Annotated in this window: 19 protein-coding genes; 14 read left to right on the top strand and 5 right to left on the bottom strand. The window is 73.6% G+C overall.

Annotation, left to right across the window (positions count from 1 at the left end; genetic code table 11):
* Positions 1 to 30 precede the first annotated feature (30 nt).
* Positions 31 to 303: a helix-turn-helix domain-containing protein gene (locus FHG71_RS08430; RefSeq protein WP_218014061.1), complete on the top strand. Its 273-nt coding sequence runs from the start codon at positions 31 to 33 to the stop codon at positions 301 to 303.
* Between the two features lie 20 nt (positions 304 to 323).
* Here the strand turns inward: FHG71_RS08430 and truB are convergent, their stop codons facing one another.
* From truB to rbfA, 3 genes are read right to left on the bottom strand one after another with little or no spacing between them, the layout of a single operon-like run.
* Positions 324 to 1,232, bottom strand: coding sequence for a tRNA pseudouridine(55) synthase TruB (gene truB / locus FHG71_RS08425; protein ID WP_139081187.1), 909 nt, complete (start codon positions 1,230 to 1,232; stop codon positions 324 to 326).
* 53 nt (positions 1,233 to 1,285) lie between these two features.
* Positions 1,286 to 2,014: a phosphodiester glycosidase family protein gene (locus FHG71_RS08420; protein ID WP_425467340.1), complete on the bottom strand. Its 729-nt coding sequence runs from the start codon at positions 2,012 to 2,014 to the stop codon at positions 1,286 to 1,288.
* Positions 2,011 to 2,418, bottom strand: coding sequence for a 30S ribosome-binding factor RbfA (gene rbfA, locus FHG71_RS08415; RefSeq protein WP_139081186.1), 408 nt, complete (start codon positions 2,416 to 2,418; stop codon positions 2,011 to 2,013). The genes FHG71_RS08420 and rbfA overlap by 4 nt, the downstream gene beginning before the upstream one ends.
* Positions 2,419 to 2,517: 99 nt before the next feature.
* Between rbfA and dapB the strand changes: the two genes are divergently transcribed.
* Positions 2,518 to 3,327 (top strand): 4-hydroxy-tetrahydrodipicolinate reductase, encoded by an 810-nt coding sequence (gene dapB / locus FHG71_RS08410; RefSeq protein ID WP_139081185.1) that lies wholly within the window; start codon positions 2,518 to 2,520, stop codon positions 3,325 to 3,327.
* A gap of 27 nt (positions 3,328 to 3,354) precedes the next feature.
* Here the strand turns inward: dapB and FHG71_RS08405 are convergent, their stop codons facing one another.
* Positions 3,355 to 3,528 carry a DUF1674 domain-containing protein gene (locus FHG71_RS08405; RefSeq protein ID WP_139081184.1) on the bottom strand — a complete coding sequence of 58 codons (174 nt, stop codon included), beginning with the start codon at positions 3,526 to 3,528 and terminating at the stop codon, positions 3,355 to 3,357.
* 82 nt (positions 3,529 to 3,610) lie between these two features.
* Between FHG71_RS08405 and FHG71_RS08400 the strand changes: the two genes are divergently transcribed.
* From FHG71_RS08400 to FHG71_RS08345, 12 genes are all read left to right on the top strand, one after another.
* On the top strand, positions 3,611 to 4,933 hold the full coding sequence (locus FHG71_RS08400) for an RsmB/NOP family class I SAM-dependent RNA methyltransferase (RefSeq protein WP_139081183.1): 1,323 nt from the start codon (positions 3,611 to 3,613) through the stop codon (positions 4,931 to 4,933).
* A 96-nt stretch (positions 4,934 to 5,029) separates the two neighbouring features.
* Positions 5,030 to 6,778, top strand: coding sequence for a heparinase II/III family protein (locus tag FHG71_RS08395; RefSeq protein ID WP_139081182.1), 1,749 nt, complete (start codon positions 5,030 to 5,032; stop codon positions 6,776 to 6,778).
* Positions 6,775 to 8,349, top strand: a complete 1,575-nt coding sequence (purH, locus tag FHG71_RS08390; RefSeq protein ID WP_139081181.1) for a bifunctional phosphoribosylaminoimidazolecarboxamide formyltransferase/IMP cyclohydrolase — start codon at positions 6,775 to 6,777, stop codon at positions 8,347 to 8,349. Before FHG71_RS08395 ends, purH begins: the two co-directional genes overlap by 4 nt.
* Position 8,350: 1 nt before the next feature.
* Positions 8,351 to 8,908, top strand: coding sequence for a signal peptidase II (gene lspA / locus FHG71_RS08385; RefSeq protein WP_139081180.1), 558 nt, complete (start codon positions 8,351 to 8,353; stop codon positions 8,906 to 8,908).
* Between the two features lie 31 nt (positions 8,909 to 8,939).
* Positions 8,940 to 9,152, top strand: a complete 213-nt coding sequence (locus tag FHG71_RS08380; protein ID WP_139081179.1) for a hypothetical protein — start codon at positions 8,940 to 8,942, stop codon at positions 9,150 to 9,152.
* Positions 9,153 to 9,290: 138 nt separating this feature from the next.
* On the top strand, positions 9,291 to 10,664 hold the full coding sequence (locus tag FHG71_RS08375; RefSeq protein ID WP_246045385.1) for a M16 family metallopeptidase: 1,374 nt from the start codon (positions 9,291 to 9,293) through the stop codon (positions 10,662 to 10,664).
* Positions 10,664 to 12,049 carry a M16 family metallopeptidase gene (locus tag FHG71_RS08370; RefSeq protein WP_176559347.1) on the top strand — a complete coding sequence of 462 codons (1,386 nt, stop codon included), beginning with the start codon at positions 10,664 to 10,666 and terminating at the stop codon, positions 12,047 to 12,049. Before FHG71_RS08375 ends, FHG71_RS08370 begins: the two co-directional genes overlap by 1 nt.
* 52 nt (positions 12,050 to 12,101) lie before the next feature.
* Positions 12,102 to 13,916, top strand: a complete 1,815-nt coding sequence (mutL, locus tag FHG71_RS08365) for a DNA mismatch repair endonuclease MutL (protein ID WP_139081176.1) — start codon at positions 12,102 to 12,104, stop codon at positions 13,914 to 13,916.
* Between the two features lie 62 nt (positions 13,917 to 13,978).
* The gene (locus FHG71_RS08360) at positions 13,979 to 14,455 is read left to right on the top strand and encodes a hypothetical protein (protein ID WP_139081175.1); all 477 of its coding nucleotides are present in this window, start codon (positions 13,979 to 13,981) and stop codon (positions 14,453 to 14,455) included.
* A 64-nt stretch (positions 14,456 to 14,519) separates the two neighbouring features.
* The gene (locus FHG71_RS08355) at positions 14,520 to 14,852 is read left to right on the top strand and encodes a DUF3775 domain-containing protein (RefSeq protein WP_139081174.1); all 333 of its coding nucleotides are present in this window, start codon (positions 14,520 to 14,522) and stop codon (positions 14,850 to 14,852) included.
* A gap of 134 nt (positions 14,853 to 14,986) precedes the next feature.
* On the top strand, positions 14,987 to 15,868 hold the full coding sequence (locus tag FHG71_RS08350) for a DUF481 domain-containing protein (protein ID WP_139081173.1): 882 nt from the start codon (positions 14,987 to 14,989) through the stop codon (positions 15,866 to 15,868).
* 174 nt (positions 15,869 to 16,042) lie between these two features.
* The gene (locus FHG71_RS08345) at positions 16,043 to 17,695 is read left to right on the top strand and encodes a peptidoglycan-binding protein (RefSeq protein WP_139081172.1); all 1,653 of its coding nucleotides are present in this window, start codon (positions 16,043 to 16,045) and stop codon (positions 17,693 to 17,695) included.
* Between the two features lie 31 nt (positions 17,696 to 17,726).
* Here the strand turns inward: FHG71_RS08345 and FHG71_RS08340 are convergent, their stop codons facing one another.
* Positions 17,727 to 19,043, bottom strand: coding sequence for an ABC transporter substrate-binding protein (locus tag FHG71_RS08340; protein ID WP_176559337.1), 1,317 nt, complete (start codon positions 19,041 to 19,043; stop codon positions 17,727 to 17,729).
* Between the last annotated feature and the right edge of the window lie 20 nt (positions 19,044 to 19,063).

Here is a 19,063-nt window from a genome sequence, read left to right as displayed (position 1 = left end):
AAGCCGCGCGCTCCGCGCCAGGACGCCCCCGTGAGCCTGCCCGCCACCGAGACGGCGCAGGCGCTGGGCGAGATCCTGGCCGGGCGCGACCTGTCGCAGGCCAGGGCGGCCAAGCTCGCGGGGACCTCGCAGCCCTTCCTGAATCAGGTGGCGACGGGGCGGCGCAAGCCCTCGGCCGAGTGGGTCGACCTGATCGCCGCCGCGCTGGCGCTGTCGCCCGAGGAGAGCGAGCGGCTTCACCGGGCGGCGGCGAAGGACCACGGATTCAGGATCGACCTGACGGAACGGAGGCCGAAGGGCTAGAACGGGCCGGGTTCCGCGCCTCAGGCCGCGAAGACGCGGGTGGGGCGCAGGTGGCCGCCCTCGTAGACGCCCACGGCGATGGCCCGGCCGTCGCGGCTGGCCCAGGCCTCGTCGCCCCAGTCGAGGCCGTCGGCCGGGAAGACGGGGGCGGGGCCGCCGTTGCGCAGGAGCGCGACGCTGGCTTCGGGAATCCGGCATTCGGGCAGGCCCACGAGCGCGGTCTCCAAAGGCAGGAGGCGGGCGTCGAGCGACGCTCCTTGCCCGTTGGCTTCGATCTCGGCCCAGGTCACGGCGCCGTGGAGCGCGAAGGGGCCGGACCAGATGCGGCGGAGCTGTGTGACGTGGCCGAGGCAGCTTAGGGACCGCCCGAGGTCGCGGGCGATGGACCGGACATAGCCGCCCTTGCCGCAGACCATCTGGAGCACGGCGTGGTCGGGGTCGGGGCGGGCGGTGAGCGCGAGCCGGTCGACGTAAAGGGGGCGGGCGGAGAGCTCCACCGTCTCGCCGTCGCGGGCGAGGTCGTAGGCGCGCTCGCCGTCGACCTTGACGGCGGAGAAGGCGGGCGGGACCTGCAGGATGTCGCCCCGGAACTCGGGCAGGGCCGCCTCGATCTCCGCGTCGGTGGGGCGCAGGTCGCTGGTGCGGGTGACCGCGCCTTCGGCGTCGTCGGTCGTGGTCTCCTGGCCCCAGCGGACGGTGAACTCGTAGGCCTTGAGCGCCTCGGTCACGTAGGGAAGAACCTTGGTCGCCTCGCCCAGCGCGACGGCGAGGAGGCCCGTGGCGGCGGGGTCGAGCGTGCCCGCGTGGCCCGCCTTCTGCGCCTGCATGGCCCAGCGGACCTTGTTGACGACGGAGGTCGAGGTGATCCCCGCCGGCTTGTCCACGATCAGGAAGCCCGAGATGGCCCGGCCCTTGCGCGTGCGTCCCATGATGGTCCCCCCTTCTGGAAAGGCCCGCGCCCTAGACGGCGCGAGGGCGGGGGTCAAGGGGAGGCGTCGGCGGCCAGGAGTCCCACGATGGGGCCCATGCGGACGCCCCAGTCGTCGCGACCCAGAGAGGGGGCGTAAAGGCGCGAGATGCTGCCGTCGAAGTAGAGCGCGTTGGGCAACGAAAGGCCGTCACGGAAGAGGCGGCCGAACTCGTGGAAGGTGACGGGGCGGCGCGAGATGGCGAAGACGGCGCGCGACCCGTCCGCCGAGGTGCCGACGCCGTTGCGGATGTAGCGCGAGTCGGAGTCGGGCAGGAAGCGGGGGTGCAGCTCGCCGTCGATGACCAGCATGGGGCCGGACTGGGTGGCGGAATGGCAGTCGCGGTTCCCGGCCTCGTAGGCGAGGGTCTCGACGACGAAGGCACCCTCGTCCGACAGGCAGAGGAGGCCGTTCGGGACGAGGCCGAAGTTGCCGGGACCGGGCCGCGTGACCAGGGGGGCCAACTCCTCGCCCTCCTCGCGGTAGAGGCCCACGGGGCGGCGGTCCTCGTGGTACATGCCCCCGTTCATGGCGAAGGCGAGGGGGCCGCGCTCGGCCTCGACGGCGGCGAAGGAGCCGTAGGGCTGCCCCGTGGCGTCGTTGAGGAAGAGCGACAGGCGTTCCGCGCGCGCGTCCACCTCGCAGAGCGCGTAGGGTGTGCCCTCGAACTCCACGTCGCGGCAGTCGAGCGCCTGGGCCGGCGCGGCGAGCGCGAAAAGGCCGAGCAGGGCCGCGCGGATCACTCGGGCGCGTCCTCGGGCGATTCGAGGTCGCGGCGCACGCGCTCGTCCGAGAACATCCGGCGGGTGGCGTCGATGCGGTCGAAGGTCTCGTCGATCTCGAACTTGAGGTCGGGGACGTGCTTGAGCGTCATCTCGCGGGCGATCATGTGCCGGATCTCGGGCTTGTTGCGGCGCAGCGCGGCCAGGATGCCTTCGCGGTTGCCGCCGCCCAGGGGGAGGACGTAGGCCGTGGCGCGCTTGAGGTCGGGGGTCACCCGCACCTCGCCCACGGTGATGGAGACGCCCGACAACTCCGGGTCGTGCAGGTCGCCCTGCTGGAGGATCTCGGACAGGGTGCGGCGGATGAGTTCCCCCACGCGCAGCATGCGCTGGGAAGGACCGGAATGGGAAGGGCTGCGGCTCATGGGCGCCATGTAGGCGCAAGGGGGCGGAATGCCAAGCGCGCTGGCCCTTGCGCCGGGCGGGCGCTAGAGGAGGCGGGACGCCGAGGGAGGGATCGCGGAATGCACGAGTTGCCGGGGCTGGTGGTGACGGGCGCCTCGGGGCGCATGGGGCAGACGCTGGTGCGGCTGGTCGCAGGGTCGGACAAGGCGCGGCTCGTGGGCGCGGTGGAGCGGCCCGGCAATCCCTGGGTGGGCCGCGACGTGGGCGAGGCCATGGGCGGCGCGGCTCTGGGCGTGGTGGTGACCGACGATCCGCTGGAGGCCTTCGCCAAGGCGCAGGGGGTGATCGACTTCACGTCGCCGGCGGCGACCGTGGAGTTCGCGGGCCTCGCGGCGCAGGCGCGGGCGGTCCATGTCGTGGGCACGACCGGGCTGGAGGCGGAGCATCTCCAGCGCCTTTCGGCGGCGGCCCGGCACGCGCCGATCATCCGGGCCGGGAACATGAGCCTGGGGCTGAACCTGCTGACCGCGCTGACGCGGAAGGTCGCGGAGGCGCTGGGCGAGGACTGGGACGTGGAGATCGTCGAGGCGCATCACCGGATGAAGGTGGACGCGCCTTCGGGCACCGCGCTGATGCTGGGGGAAGCCGCCGCCGCTGGTCGGGGGGTCGCGCTGGAGGAGGTCTCGGACCGGGGGCGGGACGGGATCACGGGCGCGCGGACCAGGGGACATATCGGCTTCGCGAGCCTTCGGGGCGGCGACATCGTGGGCGAGCACGACGTGATCTTCGCGGGCGAGGGCGAGCGGGTGATCCTGCGGCACGTCGCGACGGATCGCGCGATCTTCGCGCGGGGGGCGCTGCGCGCGGCGCTCTGGGGGCAGGACAGGGCGCCGGGGGAATACTCGATGATGGATGTTCTCGGGCTGTAGGGCGGTGAGCCCCGCCTGCCGGACCGATCAAAAGTCTATCGCGCGGCCCTTGAGTTCGTAGTCGCCGAAGCGCACCGGCTCGGGGCCGTCGCGGCCACCCTTCTCGGGGGGGAGGTCGAGAGGCTGCGCGGCCTTGCGGCGGGCCTCGGCCTCGGCGAGGGCGCGCTGCGCCGCGGGGGGCAGGGATGGGGCGTCAGACATGGCAGACTCCTGGAGCCCCCGCCTTGCGGGGGCCGGTCGCCGGTCATATAGGGCGCGCGGTCGCGGCGGGGCAAGGTGAGCCATGGCACGGAAGCACACAGGCGCGGCACGCAAACCGGCCACGGCGGCGGGCGAGGGCGAGGACCGCGCGGGGCTGGGGCCGCGGCGGGCGGCCTGGAGGCTGCTGAACGCGGTCACCGGCGAAGGAATGCTGCTGTCGGATGCCCGCGCGGCGGCGATGATGGCCTCTCTCGCGCCCGAGGGCCGGGCGCGGGCGCAGCGGCTGGCCACCGAGACGCTGCGGCACCTGACCCGGCTCGACGGCTGGCTGGGGCCACGGCTGCGCAAGGGACCGCCGCTGGCGGTCCGGAACGCGCTGCGGCTGGGCGCGCTGGAGATCGGGCAGGGCGAGGCGGGGCATGGCGTGGTGAACGCCGTGGTCGCTCTGGTGGCCGAGGGCAAGCGGACCGAGGCCTATCGGAGCCTCGTCAACGCCGTGCTGCGGGGGCTGGTGGAAGAGGGGCCGGAGGGCTGGGAGCGGCTGGGACCCGCGCATCTGCCCGACTGGCTGCGCCAGCCGCTGATCGAGGCGTGGGGCGGGGCGGCGGTGCGGGGCATCGAGGCCGCGCATCTGGCGGGGGCGGCCCTGGACCTGTCGGCCAAGGGCGACCCGGCGGCGCTGGCCGAGACGCTGGGCGGGCGGCTCCTGCCCACGGGGACGGTGCGGCTGGACGCGGGCGTGCAGGTCACGGCGCTGCCGGGCTGGCACGAGGGCGAGTTCTGGGTGCAGGACGCCGCCGCCGCGCTGCCGGCCCGCGTGCTGGCCGCACAGCCGGGCGAGCGGGTGCTGGACCTTTGCGCAGCGCCGGGCGGCAAGACGCTCCAGATGGCGGCGATGGGGGCCGAGGTCACAGCGCTGGACCTGTCGGCGCCCCGGCTGGAGCGGCTGCGCGACAATATCGCGCGCACCGGGCTGAAGGCGCGGGTCCTGCAGGGGGATGCGCTGGAGTTCGACGAGACGGGCTGGGACGCGATCCTGCTCGACGCACCCTGCTCGGCCACTGGGACGATCCGGCGGCACCCCGACCTGCCGGTGGCGCGGGACGGGGCCGAGATCTCGGGGCTGATCGAGCTGCAGGCCAGGATGATCGACCATGCGCTGACGTTGCTGCGCCCCGGCGGGCGGCTCGTCTTCGCGACCTGCTCGCTCTTGCCCGACGAGGGCGAGGCGCAGGCCGAGGCGGCGCTGGAGCGGCATCCGGGTCTGGCGCTGGAGCCCGCGGAGGCGCCGGGGATCGACCCGGCCTGGCGGATGGAGCTGGGCCTGCGGACCCGGCCCGACCTGTGGACCGAGGAGGGCGGGCTCGATGGCTTCTTTGTCGCGCGATTGCGGGCCCGAGCGTGACAAGGGCGTGACTCCCCGGGGGTTTCGCGCGGGGCTCGGGTGACAAGCGCGCGGGACGCGGCCTAGTGTCCGTCGGCGCGGCGGCGGAGGTCCGGGGTGGGGCAGGACAGGTCAGGGGGCGGACGACGGGGGTCGCTGGGCGACCGCCTGCGGGCCCGGCTGGCCGCCCGCGCCCGTCCGCAGGGGCCCGTCCTCTGGCCCGAGCCGCGCGTGGCCGGCGAGCTGGCGCGCGCCCGCCAGATCCTGAAGGGTCGCTGGCGGATCGGCGAGCGGCTGGTCGAGGCGCCGGGGCAGTCGGTCTGGGAGATCGCCCCGGAGACGCCCGAGGCCTTGGCGCTGCACGGGATGGGCTGGCTGGACGACCTCGCGGCGGAAGGCAGCGCGAAGGCGCGGCTCCTGGCGCAGGAATGGGTGGGCGACTGGATCGCGCGCCATGGCGGCGGCACCGGGCCGGGCTGGGTGCCGGAGCTGGCGGCGGATCGGCTGCTGCGGCTTCTGGGGCACGCCCGGTTCCTGCTGCACCCGCCGGGCGTGGGCGAGGAGCGGCTGGGACCGGCGGTGGCGGCCACGGCGCGGTTCCTGGAGGCGCGCTGGCGCCACGCGCCGCAGGGGCGGGGGCAGGTGGCGGCGCTGGCGGCGCTGATCCAAGCGGGGCTCGCGCTGCCGGAGCGAAGGGCGGTGGCGGTGCGCGCGGCGCAGGCCCTGGGCGAGGAGGCGCGGCGGCTTGTGGACGCGCAGGGGGGCGTGGCCTCGCGCGATCCCGAGGAGCTTCTGGACCTCATGGACCTTCTCGTGGGGGCGAACCGGGCGCTGGTCGCCGGGGACCTGCCGCCCGACCCGGCCGTGGCGGCGGCCGTGGGGCGCGCGGCGCCGGTGCTGCGGGCGCTGCGCCACGCGGACGGAGGCCTCGCGCGGTTCCACGGCGGCTGCCGGGGGACGGAAGGGCGCGTGGACCAGGTGCTGGCGGCGGCGGGGCGGCCCCCGGTGGTGGTGCGGGGCGGCGTGCCGCTGCACATGGGCTACCTGCGGCTCGCGGCGGGGCGGACCACGGTGATCGCCGACGCCGCCGCGCCCCCCACGGGGCCTGCCTCGGTGGCGGCGCATGCCTCGACGCTGGCCTTCGAGCTGACGTCGGGGCGGCGGCCGCTGGTGGTGAGCATCGGGCCGGGGCGCAGCTTCGGCGGGCGCTGGCGTCGCGCGGCGCGGGCCACGCCCAGCCATTCGACGCTGTCGCTCGACACGGTGTCCTCGTCGCGCTTAGGGCCGGCGGTGGCGGGCGAAGCGGGGGAGCGGCTCGTGGAGGTGCCGGGGCGCGTGCTGGCCGAGTCCGCGCCGGGCAGCGACGGGTTGCGCGTGGAGATGGCGCACGACGGCTGGCGGCCGAGCCACGGGCTGACGCACGCGCGGCTCCTGCAGCTCCTGCCCGACGGGCGGGCGCTCGCGGGAGAGGACATGCTGACCACGCTGACGGCCGCCGATGGGGCGGCCTTCGACCGGGCGATGAACGCGTCCAGCCACGTGGGCCTGCCCTTCGCGCTGCGCTTCCATCTTCATCCGGACGTCGAGGCCGAGATGGCGGCCGATGGCAGCGTGGCGATCCTGCTGCCCAGCGGCGAGGAATGGGTCTTTGCCCAGGAGGGCGGCGAGGGGCTCCTGGGGCTGGAGCCCTCGGTCTATCTGGAGGAGGGCCGACTGCGGCCGCGCCCCACGCTCCAGATCGTGATCGAGGGGCGGGCGCTCCGGCCCACGACGCGGCTGCGCTGGACTCTGGCCAAGGCCTACGGCACACCCGAGGGCCTGCGCGACCTGAACCCCCGGGCCGACTGGGACGAGGAGGACGAATGAGCTTGCACGATTCCGAGGACCTGAGACCCGTCCGCCGCGCCCTCCTGTCCGTGTCGGACAAGGCGGGGCTTCTGGATCTGGCGCGGAGGCTGGCAGCGCTGGGCGTGGCGCTGGTCTCGACGGGCGCCTCGGCGGGGATGCTGCGCGAGGCGGGGCTGGCGGTGACGGAGGTGGCCGAGGTCACGGGCAGCCCGGAGATGCTGGGCGGGCGGGTGAAGACCCTGCACCCGCGCATCCACGGCGGCATCCTGGGCAAGCGGGGCGACGCGGGGCACGTGGCCGAGATGGCGACGCACGGGATCGCGCCCATCGACCTCGTGGCGGTGAACCTTTACCCTTTCGAGGCGACGGTAGCGCGCGGGGCGTCCTTCGCCGAGACGGTCGAGCAGATCGACGTGGGCGGGCCTGCGATGATCCGCGCGGCGGCCAAGAACCACGCCGACGTGGCGGTGCTGACGGACCCCGCCGACTATCCGGCGCTGCTGGCGGAGCTGGAGGCCACCGGCGGGACCACGGGCGCCTTCCGGCGGGGGCTGGCGCGGAAGGCCTTCGCGCGGACGGCCGAGTACGACGCCGCGATCTCGGGCTGGCTCGCGCGGGACGAGGAGGCGCCGGCGTTCCGGGCCCTGACGGGGCGGATCGCGCAGACGCTGCGGTATGGCGAGAACCCGCACCAGCGCGCGGCCTTCTACCGGACGGCCGAGACGCGGCCGGGCGTGGCCACGGCGTCGCAGGTGCAGGGCAAGGAGCTGTCCTACAACAACATCGCCGACACGGACGCGGCCTACGAGCTGGTGGCCGAGTTCGACGCCGCCGAGGGCGCGGCCGTCGTCATCGTCAAGCACGCCAATCCCTGCGGCGTGGCCCTGGGCGCGACCCTGGCCGAGGCCCATGCGCGGGCGCTGGCCTGCGACCCGGTGAGCGCCTTCGGCGGCATCGTGGCCGTCAACCGCCCGCTGGATCGCGCGGCGGCCGAGGCCATCGTGGAGGTCTTCACCGAGGTCGTCATCGCGCCCGACGCGGACGAGGAGGCCAAGGCCATCTTTGCGCGCAAGGGCAACCTGCGCCTGCTGCTCGCGGGGGGCCTGCCGGACGCGCGGGCGCCGGGCCTTGCGTGGAAGCAGGTCGCGGGGGGGCTTCTCGTGCAGGACCGCGACGCGGGCGCGGTCACGGCCGCGGACCTCAGGATCGTGACGCGGAGGGCGCCGTCGGAGACGGAACTGGCCGACCTCCTGTTCGCCTGGCGGGTGGCCAAGCATGTCAAATCCAACGCCATCGTGCTGGCGCAGGGCGGCGCGACGGTGGGCGTGGGCGCGGGGCAGATGAGCCGCGTCGATTCGGCCCGCACCGCGGCGCGCAAGATGTCCGAGATGGCGCAGCCCCCCGGCGCGCCGGTGCTGGCCTCGGACGCCTTCTTCCCCTTCGCGGACGGATTGCAGGCGGCGGCCGAGGCGGGGGCGACGGCGGTCATCCAGCCGGGCGGCTCGATGCGCGACGCCGAGGTGATCGCGGCGGCGGACGCTGCCGGGCTCGCCATGGTCTTCACCGGCCTGCGCCACTTCCGGCACTGACATGCCCAAGCTGCGCCAGCCCCCTGCGCCCACCCGCCTGATGATCTGGACGATCTTCTGGGTCTTCCTGCTGGACCAGGCGACGAAGTGGCTGGTGGTCCACTGGCTGGACCTGCGCACGCGGCTGGAGATCGACGTGCTGCCGCCGTTCGTGAACTTCCGCATGGCCTGGAACCGGGGGGTGAACTTCGGCCTCCTGGCCGAGGTGGACATGCGCTGGGTGCTGGTGGCGCTGGCGGTCGTCATCTCGGTCGCCGTGGTGGTCTGGGTGCTGCGCGAGGGGGGCAGCCGCCTCGTGCATCTGTCGGCGGGGCTCTTGGTCGGGGGCGCCATGGGCAACGTCGTGGACCGGCTGCTCTATGGGGCGGTGGCGGACTTCCTCAACATGAGCTGCTGCGGGATCGAGAACCCCTACGCCTTCAACGTGGCCGACATCGCGGTCTTTGCCGGGGCCGTGGGGCTCGTGCTTTTCGCCGGCGGGGGCAAGGGCGGGGCGCAGGGGACCAAGCCGCCCAAGCCCGCGCCGAAGCCTGCGTCGAAGCCCGCCAAGACGGGGTGACGCCCGGATCGGGCTGCGCTAGAAGAGCGCCATGACCGGATTTTCGCAGATGCGGCCGCTGGCCTTGCTTGCCCTTCTGACCCTTGCCGCCTGCGGCGGGGGGCCGCGCGGCGACTGGCGCGCGGCGGTCGGGCAGACGACCCCGAACCCGGTGGTGCTGGTCCCGGCCGAGCCGCTGGTGGTTCCTCCGGTGCTGGAGCTGCCCCCGCCGGGCGGCGCCAGCCTCGCCACGCCGGGGCGCTGAAGCCCCCGATCACGGCGGCCTCACGGTCCGGGCCCCTGGGCTCGCGGCCCTTCACGTCGCCGTAGCCCCCGCTTGCGGGGGGCCTATCTTCCGTGGATCGTGCGGCCCGACGGCCCGCTTTCCCGGAGGACCATGCCCGTGACACGCCTCACCGCCCTTCTGCTGTCCTGCGCGGCGGCCGCCCCCGCCGCGGCCCAGGAGGTGACCACCGCCACGCTCGACAACGGCATGGAGGTCGTGGTCATCGAGGACCACCGCGCCCCCGTTGCCGTCCACATGGTCTGGTACAAGACCGGCTCGGCCGACGAGCCGCCCGGCGTCTCGGGCGTCGCGCACTTCCTGGAGCACCTGCTGTTCAAGGCCACCGACGACCTAGAGGCGGGCGAGTTCTCCCGCACCGTGGCCGAGAACGGGGGCACCGACAACGCCTTCACCAGCTACGACTACACCGCCTACCACCAGCGCGTGGCCGCCGACCGGCTGGAGCTGATGATGCGGATGGAGGCGGACCGGATGAACGACCTCCGGCTCACGCCCGAGGACATCGAGACCGAGCGGCAGGTTATTCTGGAGGAACGGTCGCAGCGGGTGGACAGCGATCCGGGCTCGATCGCGCGCGAGCAGATGCGTGCGGCGCAGTTCCTCAACCACCGCTACGGCCAGCCCGTGATCGGCTGGCGGCACGAGATGCAGGAGCTGGACCTGGAGGACGTGCTGGCCACCTACGACCTCTGGTATTCGCCCAACAACGCCATCCTAGTGGTCGCGGGCGATGTGGAGCCCGAGGCCGTCATCGCCATGGCCGAGGAGCATTACGGCGTCCTGCCCGCCGAGCCGGGGCTGCCCCCGCGCGAGCGGCAGCAGGAGCCGCCGCAGCTCGCCGCGCGGAGCGTGACCTACGAGGACCCGCGCGTGTCGCAGCCCTATGTCCTGCGCAGCTACATCGCGCCCGCCCGCAACGCCGGCGACCAGGAGAGGGCGGCGGCGCTCGTGTATCTCGCGCAGATCCTGGGGGGGTCGTCCTTCACCTCGGTCCTGGCCGAGAAGCTGACCTTCGAGGAGAACGTCGCGCTCTTCTCGGGGGCGGGCTACGACGGGACGGCGCTGGACGATTCCACCTTCGGCATCACCGTGGCGCCGCGCCCCGGCGTGAGCCTGGAGGAGGCCGAGGCCGCCATGGACCGGGCGGTGGCCGAGTTCCTGGAGGAGGGCGTGGACCCCGCGCAGCTCGAGCGCATCCGCACGCAGCTCCGCGCCTCGGAGACCTACGCGCTCGACAACGTGGCGGGGCTTGCCAACCGCTACGGGGCGGCGCTGGCCACGGGGCTGACGGTCGAGGACGTGAAGGCCTGGCCCGAGGTGCTGCAGGCCGTCACCGCCGAAGACATCATGGAGGCGGCGCGCGAGGTGCTCGCCCCCCGCTCGTCCGTGACCCTCTACGTCTCCGCGCCCGAGACGGAGGCCGCGCCGGCCTCCGAACCCGAACCTGTCTCCGAGGAGGCTTCCCAATGATCCGCGTCGCACTGGCCGCGCTCGTCTCCGTCTGGGCCGTCGCCGCCCAGGCCGCCATCGAGATCCAGGAGGTGACCTCGCCCGGGGGCATCGAGGCCTGGCTGGTGGAGGAGCATTCCATTCCCTTCACCTCGCTGGAGATTCAGATCCGGGGCGGCGCCAATCTCGACCCCGAGGGGAGCCGCGGCGCGGTGAACCTGATGACCGCGCTTCTAGAGGAAGGGTCGGGCGACATGGACGCCCGCGCCTTCCAGGAGGCGCGCGAGGGGCTGGCGGCCTCGTTCGGCTTCCGGGCCTATGACGATTCCCTGTCCATCTCGGCCACGATGCTGACCGAGAACCGCGAGGAGGCGGTGGCCCTGCTGCGGCAGGCGCTGGCCGAGCCCCGCTTCGACGAGGACGCCATCGAGCGGGTGCGGGCGCAGGTGCTGTCGGGCATCGCCTCGGACGCGCAGGACCCCTCGACCATCGCCAGCCGGACCTTCATGGCCGAGGCGTTCCCGGACCATCCCTATGGCACGAGCCTCGATGGCACCGTCGAATCGGTGGCGGCGCTGACGCGCGAGGATCTCGTTCAGGCGCATCGCGACACGCTGGTGAAGGACCGCGTCTACGTGGGCGCGGTGGGCGACATCACGCCCGACGAGTTGGGCCGCCTGCTCGACGAGCTGCTGGGCGACCTGCCCGAGGCGGGGCCGGCGCTGCCCGGCGAGGTGCCGGTGGCCCTGTCCGGCGAAACCACCGTGGTCGAGTATCCCACGCCGCAGGCGGTCGCCATCTTCGGGCAGCAGGGGCTGGAGCGGGACGACCCCGACTACTTCGCGGCCTATGTGCTGAACCACGTCCTGGGCGGCGGCGGCTTCGAATCGCGGCTCATGAACGAGGTGCGCGAGAAGCGGGGGCTCACCTACGGGATCGGCTCGTCGCTGGTGGACCGGGACTTCGCCGACCTGTGGCTGGGCTCGGTCGCGTCGTCGAACGCGACGGTCGGGCAGGCCATGGACCTCGTGCGGGAGATCTGGGCCGACGTGGCGGCGAACGGGGTAACCGAGGAGGAGCTGACGGCCGCCAAGACCTACATCACCGGCGAATATCCGCTGCGCTTCGACGGCAATGCCAAGATCGCGTCGATCCTGGTGGGGATGCAGATGATCGGGCTGCCCCCCGACTACGTGGTGAACCGCAACAGCTATGTCGAGGCGGTGACCATGGAGGACATCAAGCGCGTGGCGGCGGAGCTGATGAATCCCGAGGACCTGCACTTCGTGGTGGTGGGCCAGCCCGAGGAGCTGGACGGCGCGGCCCCGGCCGGGACCGAGACGCCCGCCCCGGTCGCCGCCGAGCCGGCCCCCGCGATGTCCACCGAGCCCGCGATGACCGAATGATGCCCGTCCCGCCCCTTGGCCTCCGGGCCTTGGGGCGGGTAGTCTGGGGCGCATGACCCTACCCGCCGCTCTCCCGACCATCCGGCCGCTCGACCCTCACGCCATCAACCGCATCGCGGCGGGAGAGGTGGTGGAGCGCCCCGCCTCGGCCGTGAAGGAACTGGTGGAGAACGCGCTCGACGCCGGGGCGACGCGCATCGACGTGGCGATCCGCGAAGGCGGCCGCGCGCTGATCCGCGTCGAGGACGACGGCTGCGGCATCCGGGCGGGGGAGCTGCCGCTGGCGCTCGCCCGGCACGCGACGTCGAAGACCGACGGGGCGGACCTCCTCGACATCCGCAGCTTCGGCTTCCGGGGCGAGGCGCTGGCCTCCCTGGCCGCCGTGGCGCGGCTGACGCTGACCAGCCGGGTCGCGGGGGAGGAGGCGGCGGTGATCGCGGCCGAAGGCGGGCGGCTCGCCCCGGTGCGTCCGGCGGCGCTGTCGCGCGGGTCGGTGGTCGAGGTGCGGGACCTGTTCTTCGCCACGCCCGCGCGGCTCAAGTTCCTGCGGGGGACGCGGGCCGAGGCGCAGGCCATCGCCGACGTGCTGCGCCGGCTCGCCATGGCCGAGCCCTTCGTGGCCTTCACGCTGCGCGACCTGACCGAAGGCGAGCGGCTGGTGATCCGGCTCGACGCCGAGGTGCCGGACCTGGGCGACCCGCGCGAGGCGCTGCGGCGGCGGCTGCGCGCGGTGATGGGCCGGGGCTTCTCGGAGGGGGCGGTCGCGGTCGAGGCCGAGCGGGAGGGGCATCACCTCACGGGCTGGGCGGGGCTGCCCGCCGAGGCGCGGGGGGCGGCCACGGCGCAGCACGTCTATGTCAACGGTCGGCCGGTGCGGGACAAGCTGCTGCTGGGGGCGTTGCGGGCGGGCTACATGGACGTGCTGGCCTCCGGGCGGCATCCGATGGCGGCGCTGTTCCTGGATTGCGATCCGCATCTGGTGGACGTGAACGTCCATCCCGCCAAGGCCGAGGTGCGCTTCCGCGACGCGGATTGCGTGCGAGGCCTTGTCGTGGGGGCGCTGCGGCGGGCCTTGGCGCCGCTCCGCCCCGCGCCGCTGCTGGCCGAGGATCTGGTGGAGGCAGCGCGACCCGAGCCGCTGGCGGCGTCGCTGGGCTTTCCCGAGCCGCGCCCGTCGCCCCGCGCGGTCGAAGCCGCGTTCCGGGCGCAGGCCCCGGCCTTTGCCGAAGCGATGCCGCCCGCCGCGCCCTGGGTTACCGCGCCCGAGCCCGCGCCCGAGGAGCCCGACCATCCGCTGGGCGTCGCCCGCGCGCAGCTTCACGGCAACTGGATCGTGGCCGAGACGGCCGAGGGGCTGGTGCTGGTGGACCAGCACGCCGCGCACGAGCGACTGGTCTACGAACGGCTGAAGCGCGAGGCGGCGCGGGGGCCGGTGCCCACGCAGGCGCTGCTGATCCCCTTGGTCGTGGAGATGGCCGAGGACGAGGCGCAGCGGCTTGCGGACGCCGCGTCCGACCTCGCCCGGCTCGGGCTGGTGCTGGAGGGCTTCGGGCGGGGCGCGGTGGCGCTGCGCGAGGTGCCGGCGGCGCTTGCGGGGGCGGACGGGGCGGCGCTCCTGCACGACGTGGCGGACGCCCTGGCCGAGGACGGGGGCGCGGGCGGGCTCCAGCGGCGGCTCGACGCGGTGCTGGCCTCCGCGGCCTGCCACGGGTCGGTGCGCTCGGGACGCCGGCTCCGGCCCGAGGAGATGAACGCGCTCCTGCGCGAGATGGAGCGCACCCCCAACGCCGGTCAGTGCAACCACGGCCGGCCCACCTTCGTGGCGTTGCGGCTTCAGGACATCGAGCGGCTCTTCGGGCGGCGCTGAGATGGACAGGGGCCTGCGGGCGGACTAGCCTTTCCGGTGCGGCAGCAGCGGGAGTTTCGGCGATGTCCTGGCAGATGGTGGCGATGGCGGCGGCGGGGCTTGCGCTGCTCGGAGCCTGCGCGGATCTCGACGATGGCTCCTACCGCGTCTTCGAGCCGCCGGAGGCGACCTTCGCCACAGCCTCGCCCGCCTGGGACCGCGCGGTCGAGCGGGCGCTGACCGAGGCGCCTTTCGCCAAGGGGCCCATGGCGGTGGTCGCGAACGAGGAGGGCGAGATCGACGTCTATCGCCTGGTGCCGTGCCGGGACGGCCGCGCCATCTGCGCGGGCGGGCCCGAGGGGGCGGCGGGGACGCTGCGCCGCACGCCCGACTGGTTCGTGGTGGAGGGCCTCTATGGGCGGACCTTCTGGCTGGGCTACGGCGGCGACGGCTATGTCGAGCGGGCGGGGCGCTTCGTGCCGCTCGCGTGGAACGCCCGGCCGCTGGGCACCGGCCCCGGCGACGACCCGGCGCTCGAGACCGCCTTCCGCCACGACTGAGGCCGCAGGGAACCGGCCCCGCCGGCGCTCCGTTCCGTGGCCAGAGCAGTATAAGGAGCGCCTCATGGACATCGGGATCGATCAGGTGGGCGAGGTCATCCTTCTCGCCCGCGAGATGACCGAGCAGTATACCGGCGCCGAGGAGCAGTTCGACGGGCTCTTCGAAGGCATGAACGAGGACGAGATCCTGGACCTGGTGGCCCTGGTCTGGATCGGCCGGGGCGACTTCGAGCCCGAGGAATGGGACGACGCCCGGCGCACCGCCGCCGAGGAGCGCACCCTGCCCACCACCGAATACCTCAAGGGCGTCGATCACTTGGCCGAGCATCTGGAGGCAGGCCTGGAGGCCATGGGCCTGTCGCCGGTCGAGGCGGAGGACAGCGCCACCGAGACCTGATGGCACAATTGTGGCATGATTGCCACATTCTCTTGTTCATCGTTTGGCTACGGGCAACAAAAGCCAGCCGGGCGTGTTCGCCCCCTGTGTATTCCTAACAGCATGACGGCTGTTTGATGAGAGGGGACCGATCCATGAACGATATCCGACTCTGGGCCAGCGTGGCCGCCGCTGCATTGCTGGCCTCGGCCGCTCAGGCGCAGAGCACCGTCTTCGGCATCGAGGATGCCGCGATCGACGTGGTGGACGAGATCCAGGAGGACGTGGAGGACGACTTCGACCGCGACCTCGACGTGGTCGGCAACGTCGGGCGCGAGCTGGGCTATTCTGGCTCGATCGCGGGGCGGCTCACCGCCCTTTCGGGGAACAACGACGATCTCAACGCCGGGATCGGCGCCCGTTACGGCTTCTACGACGGCGTGAACGGCGGCGAGATCAACTTCGCCTTCACCTATACCGACGACGGCGAGGACGAGCAGGAGACCAGCTTCTATCTCTCGACCGAGTACACCCGGGACTTCTCGGACCGCTTCTACGCCTATGCCCAGGGCGTGGGCGCCTTCGACGACAACCCCGGCGAGTTCGACGAGCTGGAGGACGACGAACTGTCGGGCCAGCGCGAGGACATCTTCGTGGGCGTGGGCCTGGGCTACCGCATCATCGAGACCGAGCGTCTGGCCTGGGGCGTGCAGGCGGGCCCCGGCTACCGCTGGTACGAAGGCTTCGACAACCTGACCACGCCTGAGGATGAGGGCGACCGGGTCAAGGAAGTGGCGGCGAGCCTGTCCTCGGACTTGATCTACCAGTTCACGGACACGGTGGCTCTCAGCAACGACACCGACGTGATCGCGTCGGACGACAACACGGCGGTGACCAACGACCTCGCGCTGGTGGTCGGCATCAGCGAGGCGCTGCAACTGCGCACGAGCCTCCTGACCGAATACAACAGCGATCCGGCGCCGGGTCTCAAGGACACCGACAACACGCTGGGCGTCGCGGTCGTCTACAACTTCTGATCCTTCGTGCGGGCGGCCCGGCCGCCCGTTCCCTGCAGGGCCGCCCCGACCCGGGCGGCCCTGTGCTATTGCCTAGCGGCGTGGCCTCTGGCCCGCTTCGGAGGCCGTGCTAGTCTGGTCCCGTGCGCGTTCCGCCGGGCCGGACCCGCGGGGAACCCGAAGAAGGAACCGTTCATGCGCCGCCTCGTGATGCTCGTCCTCCTGGCCCTGCTGCCCTTGTCGGCGCGGGCCGACGCGCTGGCGCTGGTGCTGGGCACCGGCCAGTACGACACATTGGACGACCTTCTCCGCGCGGCCCATGTCACCGAGGCCGCCGACGAGCTGGAGGCGGCAGGCTTCCGGGTGCTGGCGGTCGACAATGGCGGGCCACAGGGAATCGGCCGGGCGCTCGCGGACTTCGCCGCCGCCGTCCCCGAGGCCGACCGCCTCCTCGTGGTGCTGTCGGGCCGCTTCGCCACCGACGGAACGCGGACCTGGTACCTGACCCGTCAAACGCCGCGCCCGTCGCTCCTGGGTCTCGATGACCGCGCGGTGTCGGTGGACAGCCTCCTGACGATACTGGCGGGGCGACCGTCGCGGGCCCTGCTGATCCTGGGCATCGATCCCGAGGCGGACGACCTGTACGACCCTTGGCTGCGCGAGGGGCTGGGCCCGCTCGCGATCCCGCAAGGAGTGACGGTGCTGATCGGGCCGCACCGGAGGACGACCGGCTTCGTGACCGATCAGGTGGCCCAGCCGGGCGCCGACCTGTCCCGGCAGGTGGCCGCGGCGGAGGGCATCACCGGCCTGGGCTACTTACCCCGTGGCTATGTCTTCACGCCCCGGGCGGGGGAGGCCGCCGCCGGGACGCGCCCGGGGGCCGAGGCCCGCGAGACGGCGCTCTGGCAGGGCGCGGCGGCGCTGGGCACGGTCGAGGCCTATGGCAACTATCTCGACGCCTATCCGCAGGGCCGCTGGGCCGGCGACGCGCGCGCGGCCATCGCGGCGATCCGGGCCGAGCCCAACCGCGAGCAGCGGCTGGCCGAGGAGGCGCTGGGCCTGACGCGCGAGCAGCGGCGGACGATCCAGCGCAACCTGTCGCTTCTCGACTTCGATCCGCGCGGGGTCGACGGGATCTTCGGGCCCGGCACGCGGCGCGCGATCACCGACTGGCAGCAGCAGAACGGCTTCGGCCAGACCGCCTACCTGGATCGCGAGCAGATCGAGCGGCTGGCGGCGCAGGCGGCGCGACGGTCCCAGCAGATCGAGACCGAGGCGGAGCGCACGCGCGAGGCGCTGGAGCGCGCCGACCGCGCCTTCTGGGAGGAGACGGGCGCGCGGGGCGACGAGGCGGGGCTCCGGGCCTATCTGGAGCGTCACCCCGAGGGGCTGTTCGCCCGCAACGCCCAGGAGCGTCTGGACGCCATCGCGGAGGACAAGCGCCGGGTCGCGGCCGCGCAGGAGCGCGCCGCCTGGGATGCCGCGCGCGAGGCCGACACGACCGGCGCCTACCGGCGCTACCTGGAGGCCCATCCCGAGGGAAGCTTCGTCGAAGAGGCGCGGGCGCGCATCGCCGCGCTGGGCAGCGAGCGCTCCGAGGCCGAGACGCGGGCCCAGGCGGGCGAGGCGTCGCTGGGGCTCAACGCCCTGACCGCGCGCGTGATCGAGCAGCGGCTGGACGCGCTGGGGCTGAACCCCGGCGCGGTGGACGGGCGCTTCGACGGCGACACGCGGCGGGCGCTGCGCGGCTACCAGCGCGACCGGGGCCTGACGGCCACGGGCTTCCTAGACGAGCCGACGCTGGTGCGGCTTCTGGCGGATACGCTGGGGCAGCGGCTGGAGGAGTAGCGCGGCCCTCCGTGCGGGGCCGCGCCGGAGGTCAGGGCGCGGGCTGGGTGGGGACGTAGAGTTCCAGCAGCATCCGCGTGAGCGCCTGCGCGCCGTCGCCGAACTGCCGCACCCCCACGAGATAGGTCCCGGGCATGACGCGCGCGGCCACCAGCGCGTCGTAGGAGCCGCCGTTGTCGTCGTTGAAGGCGATCTGGCGGCCCACCTCGTCGAAGAGCACGAGCGAGGGGTCGCCCAGGTTGTTGGTGACGGCCTCGATCACGATCAGGCCGGGCTGGCCGACCTCGAAGGACAGCCAGGCGGCGGTGTCGTCGGTGCGCACGTCCTGCCGGAGCCGGCCGTCGACGGGGCCCAGCGCCGTCACCGGATAGGAGCCGTCGAGCGGGGGCGAGGCCTCGCCGCGCTCGTACAGGCCGATCTGGGCGGCCTGCACGTCGAAGGGGGCGACGGTGACGGTGATGGGCTGCGCCGTGTCCGCGAGCGCATTGACCTGGAGGCAGTAGCTGCCCGGCTGGAGCGGCGCCGACAGGTCGATGCGCGAGTTGAGCCCGTCCCAGTCGTCGTTGTCCGCCAGATAGCCGCCGAACTCGTCGGTGATGGTGATCGAGGGGTCCGCGTCGGGGTTCTCGGCGGTGATCGACAGGGCTGCGGGCGTTTCCAGCCGGAAGCCCCAGAAAGGCACCTCGTTGGCTGTGGCCGTGGCGGTGACGGGGCCGTTCGCCAGGAGCCGGTCGAGCGGCTCGCCCTCGCCCAGGAAGGTGGACAGCGTGGCCGGGTCGCAAGCCGCGTCCAGGCCCGTGGCGTCCGGGTCCTCGGCGGGCGGCATCGCCGGATCGGTGGGCGGCGCGGCGGGCGTGTCGGCACCGGTGGTCAGCGCCTCGTGCTCGGTCCGGCCCACGCGGACGAAGCCGGTCATGGGCGAGCCGTCGTAGCTGCGCATGGCGAGGCAGTAGCGGCCGGGCTGCAACTCCGTCTCGGCCCGGGCCGCGCCGTCGCCGCCCGAATCGTCGTCGGACAGGACCACGGCCCCACCCTCGTCATACAGGTCGATGGCCGGGTCGCCCGAGCCGCGGCCCTGCGCCTCGAGCCGGACGGCGGCGGGGGCCGAAAGCGAGAAGAGGCCCACGTATTCGTTGTTCTGGAGGACGAGCGCCATCTGCTCCAGATGGGCGTTGGCGGCGGCGAGGTCCGAGGCGGACTCGGTTCCGCCCAGCCACTGGCCGTTGGCGGACAACCCGCCGCAGAAGGTGGCGTCCGCGGCCAGCGCCTGATCCTGCGCCGCGGCCGGCAGGGCCCCGCCCAGAGCGAGCGCGGCGGCGGCGGCGAGCCGCGCGGTCCTGGTCGTCATCGGATGTTCCCTCCCCTTCG

Origin of the sequence: Rubellimicrobium roseum (assembly GCF_006152145.1) — a bacterium.
Classification (GTDB): domain Bacteria; phylum Pseudomonadota; class Alphaproteobacteria; order Rhodobacterales; family Rhodobacteraceae; genus Rubellimicrobium; species Rubellimicrobium roseum.
Note: the sequence above shows the minus strand (reverse complement) of the source record. Positions and strands in the feature narration are given on the sequence as shown.

Bases quoted from the DNA above. Each gene is read 5' to 3' on its own strand.
- truB (WP_139081187.1), bottom strand. From the start codon at position 1,232: ATGGGACGCACGCGCAAGGGCCGGGCCATCTCGGGCTTCCTGATCGTG.
- rbfA (WP_139081186.1), bottom strand. From the start codon at position 2,418: ATGAGCCGCAGCCCTTCCCATTCCGGTCCTTCCCAGCGCATGCTGCGC.
- dapB (WP_139081185.1), top strand. From the start codon at position 2,518: ATGCACGAGTTGCCGGGGCTGGTGGTGACGGGCGCCTCGGGGCGCATG.
- FHG71_RS08405 (WP_139081184.1), bottom strand. From the start codon at position 3,528: ATGTCTGACGCCCCATCCCTGCCCCCCGCGGCGCAGCGCGCCCTCGCC.
- FHG71_RS08400 (WP_139081183.1), top strand. From the start codon at position 3,611: ATGGCACGGAAGCACACAGGCGCGGCACGCAAACCGGCCACGGCGGCG.
- purH (WP_139081181.1), top strand. From the start codon at position 6,775: ATGAGCTTGCACGATTCCGAGGACCTGAGACCCGTCCGCCGCGCCCTC.
- lspA (WP_139081180.1), top strand. From the start codon at position 8,351: ATGCCCAAGCTGCGCCAGCCCCCTGCGCCCACCCGCCTGATGATCTGG.
- FHG71_RS08380 (WP_139081179.1), top strand. From the start codon at position 8,940: ATGACCGGATTTTCGCAGATGCGGCCGCTGGCCTTGCTTGCCCTTCTG.
- mutL (WP_139081176.1), top strand. From the start codon at position 12,102: ATGACCCTACCCGCCGCTCTCCCGACCATCCGGCCGCTCGACCCTCAC.
- FHG71_RS08360 (WP_139081175.1), top strand. From the start codon at position 13,979: ATGTCCTGGCAGATGGTGGCGATGGCGGCGGCGGGGCTTGCGCTGCTC.
- FHG71_RS08355 (WP_139081174.1), top strand. From the start codon at position 14,520: ATGGACATCGGGATCGATCAGGTGGGCGAGGTCATCCTTCTCGCCCGC.
- FHG71_RS08350 (WP_139081173.1), top strand. From the start codon at position 14,987: ATGAACGATATCCGACTCTGGGCCAGCGTGGCCGCCGCTGCATTGCTG.
- FHG71_RS08345 (WP_139081172.1), top strand. From the start codon at position 16,043: ATGCGCCGCCTCGTGATGCTCGTCCTCCTGGCCCTGCTGCCCTTGTCG.
- FHG71_RS08340 (WP_176559337.1), bottom strand. From the start codon at position 19,043: ATGACGACCAGGACCGCGCGGCTCGCCGCCGCCGCCGCGCTCGCTCTG.